The sequence below is a fragment of the Sphingobium indicum BiD32 genome (genome assembly GCF_000382885.1).
Classification (GTDB): Bacteria; Pseudomonadota; Alphaproteobacteria; order Sphingomonadales; family Sphingomonadaceae; genus Sphingobium; species Sphingobium japonicum_C.
In genome coordinates this window covers 1-3696 of sequence record NZ_CAVK010000191.1, presented here as the reverse complement: position 1 = coordinate 3696, position 3696 = coordinate 1, and the positions used below count along the sequence as shown (strand labels likewise).

Below are 3696 nucleotides of genomic sequence, written 5' to 3'. Positions count from 1 at the left end.
CCCCCTCCCGCCTGCGGGAGCGGCAACAAGATCAGCTTTGGTCGTTAGCGGCACGCTCCTCACGTCATACCGGAATTGACGCGGCATCCCTCTTACTCGACCATCCGCCTCTTGCGCGCCAGCAGCCCCATAAATCCCACTGGCCCCGCCCCCATATTTCCGCCACCCTCTCCCCAACCGCCCTGCCAAGGAGAGCCACACGATGTCCGACACCCTCACCCTCTACACCAACCCCATGTCGCGCGGGCAGATCGCCCGCTGGATGCTGGAGGAGGTCGGCGCGCCCTATGACGCCGTCCTGCTCGACTATGCGACGACCATGAAAGCCCCCGACTATCTCGCCATCAACCCGATGGGCAAAGTCCCTGCGATCGTCCACAACGGCACCATCGTCACCGAATGTGCCGCCATCTGCGCCTATCTCGCCGACGCCTTCCCCGCCGCGAACCTCGCACCGCCCACCACCGCACGCGGCGCCTATTATCGCTGGCTCTTCTTCGCCGCCGGCCCGGTCGAAGCCGCCATCACCAACACGGCGATGGGCTTCGTCCTGCCCGAAGGGCGGGATCGCAGCGCGGGCTATGGTTCGCTCGACGCGGTGCTGGACACGCTCGAACAAGCGGTATCAGGGACGACATGGATTTGCGGCACCCAGTTCACCGCCGCCGACGTCTATGTCGGATCACAGGTCGATTGGGGCCTGGCGTTCGGCACCATGCCCGCCCGCCCCGCCTTCACCGCTTATGCGCAGCGCCTGCGCGCCCGCCCCGCCTATCAGCGCCAGAAAGACATCGACGGCACCCTCATCGCGGCGATGCAGAAACAGGGATAGATACCCATTCTATCCACCCGTTCGCTTCGAGCGTAGTCGAGAAGCAGGCAGCACTATATCAGCGTCCGGCGCTCTTCGCTTCTCGACTGCGCTCGAAACGAGCAGAGGTTGGCGTAGACCCCCAACAAAAAAGGCCCGGCAGATCACTCCGCCGGGCCTCCTCACATCTCGCTATCCGCGCCAATCAGTCGCGATTGCCCATGAAGCGCAGCAGGAACAGGAACATGTTGATGAAGTCGAGATAGAGGTTCAGCGCCCCCATGACGACCGACTTGCCCATCATGTCCGTGCCCGCAACATGCGCGTAGATGCTCTTGATCTTCTGCGTGTCATAGGCGGTCAGGCCCGCGAACAGCAGCACGCCGATGAAGCTGATCACCAGATCCATCACGCTCGATTTCAGGAACAGGTTGATCAGGCTGGCAACCAGCAGGCCAACAACGCCCATGATCAGGAAGGTGCCGAAACCCGACAGATCCTTCTTCGTCGTATAGCCAAACAGGCTCAGCCCCGCAAAGGCGGCCGCCGTCGCAAAGAAGGTCTGGCCGATCGACGTGCCGGTATAGACCAGGAAGATGGACGAGAGCGACAGGCCCATCACTGCGGCATAGGCCCAGAACAGTCCCTGCGCCGCCGCCGTCGACAGCCGGTTGATGCCAAAGCTCAGCACCATCACGAACACCAAAGGCGCGAACATGATGACATATTTCAGGATGCCGGGACCGCCCAGTATCTGCAATGCCAGGCCGCTCGACGCAAACAGCACTGCGACGATGCCCGTCAACAGCACGCCGCTCGCCATATAATTATAGACCGACAGCATATAGCTGCGCAGACCAGCGTCGAACGCCGCACCCTGCGCAACGCTATTGCCGCCAAAGCCCGCAATATCGGAACGGGGATCGGACCAGTTGGCCATGAAAATTCTCCTTCGTCGGCGTCATTGTCGCCGCTGCATCCATTATCGGCTGTTATGCGCGGATATTCAAGCGCTGTCGTAACCGCACTGGCCTAACGCGCGGTAAAGCCTATATTCGCTGTGTCATGCACCGCCTGTTCGTCGCCATCCGCCCGCCTGCCAGCCTCCGCGCGCGGTTGCTTGCGCTGATGGGCGGCGTCCCCGGCGCGCGTTGGCAATGCGACGACCAGTTGCACCTCACCCTGCGTTTCATCGGGCAGGTCGATCGCCACCGCGCCGCCGACATCGCCGACGCACTGCGCACCATCCGCTTCGCCCCGTTCGACGCCAATGTCTCAGGCGTGGGCGCGTTCGACCGTCGCGGGGTGATCGACACGCTCTGGGCCGGGGTCCAGCCGCGCGACCCCCTCGCCGGCCTGCATCGCAAACTCGATCGCGCCTGCGTCGCGCTCGGCCTGCCGCCCGAAGAACGCGCCTATTTGCCCCACATCACCCTGGCCCGCTTCGGCCGAACAGGCGCGCTGGTCGATCCGTTCCTCGCTGCCCATGCAGCACTGACCAGCCCGCCCTTCACCATCAACGGTTTCGCGCTATTTGAAAGCCAGCTGGGTCGTGACGGCGCGCGCTATCATGTCATCGAACATTACGGCCGACACGACCCCGACTGAACGCCAGCTTTAACCTGCCGCCAGCACCCCGCAGGCAATCCGCCCGCCCGCATTGCCCGCCGGGTCGCTCATATTGTCGTCGGCCTGCGCATGGATCACGACCGCTGCGCCATCGGCGTCCAGCAAGGGCGTCGCCTCGCCGCTGATCGTCCCGCCCGCAATGACATATTCGATCGCTCCGGAGCCGTCCGGCCCCACGGTCATATTGGGCATGTCGCCCATATGCATCCCCGCCGGATTATTCATGCCATGCTTGCGCCCGGTCGGGTTCCAATGTCCACCCGCGCTGGCGAAATCCGGCGTGGTACAAGTGCCGGTCATATGAACATGCACCGCATGAATGCCAGGCGTCAGACCCTGCGCCTTGACCAGCACATGCAGCCCGTCCGCGGCTTCAGTCACGCTGGCCGTCCCGCGCGCCGATCCATCCCCAGCCATCAGTTTCGCCCCGGCCATGGATGCGGCAGCCGGTGCCGACGCATCGGTCGAGGTCGTGGCGCAGGCGGAAATGGCCATGGTCAATGGCAGGGCGAGCAGAATGGAGACAAATTTCATGACAAACTCCCGGAGGATGGCGAACATAACAGCGAACGCCACAGCGCCGCTTTTGTTGCCGATCTTCATCCGTTTGTCATCGCGATTATGCCCGGCAGAGATCGACCGATGCGGCCGGAGCCGGCCCGTACCAACCTTCATTCGTTTCGAGTTGTATCGCGATGAATGTGCCTTGGCCCGTTCGTTTCGAGCGCAGATCTGGGCTGGCAGCATAACGTCATCTTTGCCCTGCTCCTTCAAGCCGATCTGCCCCCTCGCTTCTTGGCAAGCAGCCGCCAACTCAGCGCCAACGAAAAAGGGGCCGGTCTTTCGACCAGCCCCTTCATCTGCTTTCCATCCTTGCGGACGGAAAAGTCTCTTACATGCCCGAACCGGGACCGTAGGTGATTTCCACGCGACGGTTCTGCAGTTCGCGAACGCCGTCGGCGGTTTCGACGCGGGGGTTCGATTCACCGAACGCCTGGGTCGTCATGACGCCGTCAGGGATACCCTTCGATGCCATGTAGGCCTTGACTGCGTCAGCGCGACGCTGCGACAGGCCAACGTTGTACGAGGACGAACCCGACTTGTCCGCATAACCCGCCAGCATGACCTGGGCGCTGCCGCAGTTGCTGTAGGCCGAAACCGCGTTATCCAGGATGGTGGCGGCGTCAGGCGTGACGTCCGACTTGTCCCATTCAAAGAACACGATGTACGGTCCGGGGCTGCACTCTGCCTGTCTC

The 3696-nt window shown here is 62.9% G+C and carries 5 protein-coding genes; 2 read left to right on the top strand and 3 right to left on the bottom strand.

Annotated features, from left to right (window positions below; all coding sequences use genetic code 11):
- Window positions 1-202: 202 nt before the first annotated feature.
- Entirely contained in the window at window positions 203-832 is a 630-nt protein-coding gene (locus tag EBBID32_RS18060; RefSeq protein WP_006963076.1) for a glutathione S-transferase family protein, read from the top strand.
- A 184-nt stretch (window positions 833-1016) separates the two neighbouring features.
- On the opposite strand, the gene EBBID32_RS18055 is transcribed toward EBBID32_RS18060, so the two are convergent.
- Window positions 1017-1751: a Bax inhibitor-1/YccA family protein gene (locus EBBID32_RS18055; RefSeq protein ID WP_006963074.1), complete on the bottom strand. Its 735-nt coding sequence runs from the start codon at window positions 1749-1751 to the stop codon at window positions 1017-1019.
- 125 nt (window positions 1752-1876) lie between these two features.
- On the opposite strand from EBBID32_RS18055, the gene thpR reads away from it, so the two are divergent.
- Entirely contained in the window at window positions 1877-2419 is a 543-nt protein-coding gene (gene thpR / locus EBBID32_RS18050; protein WP_006963073.1) for an RNA 2',3'-cyclic phosphodiesterase, read from the top strand.
- Window positions 2420-2428: 9 nt separating this feature from the next.
- Here the strand turns inward: thpR and EBBID32_RS18045 are convergent, their stop codons facing one another.
- Entirely contained in the window at window positions 2429-2974 is a 546-nt protein-coding gene (locus tag EBBID32_RS18045) for a superoxide dismutase family protein (protein ID WP_037491695.1), read from the bottom strand.
- A 358-nt stretch (window positions 2975-3332) separates the two neighbouring features.
- Window positions 3333-3696, bottom strand: a 364-nt coding sequence (locus tag EBBID32_RS18040) for an OmpA family protein (protein ID WP_156022609.1), incomplete at its 5' end; no start/stop codon positions are given.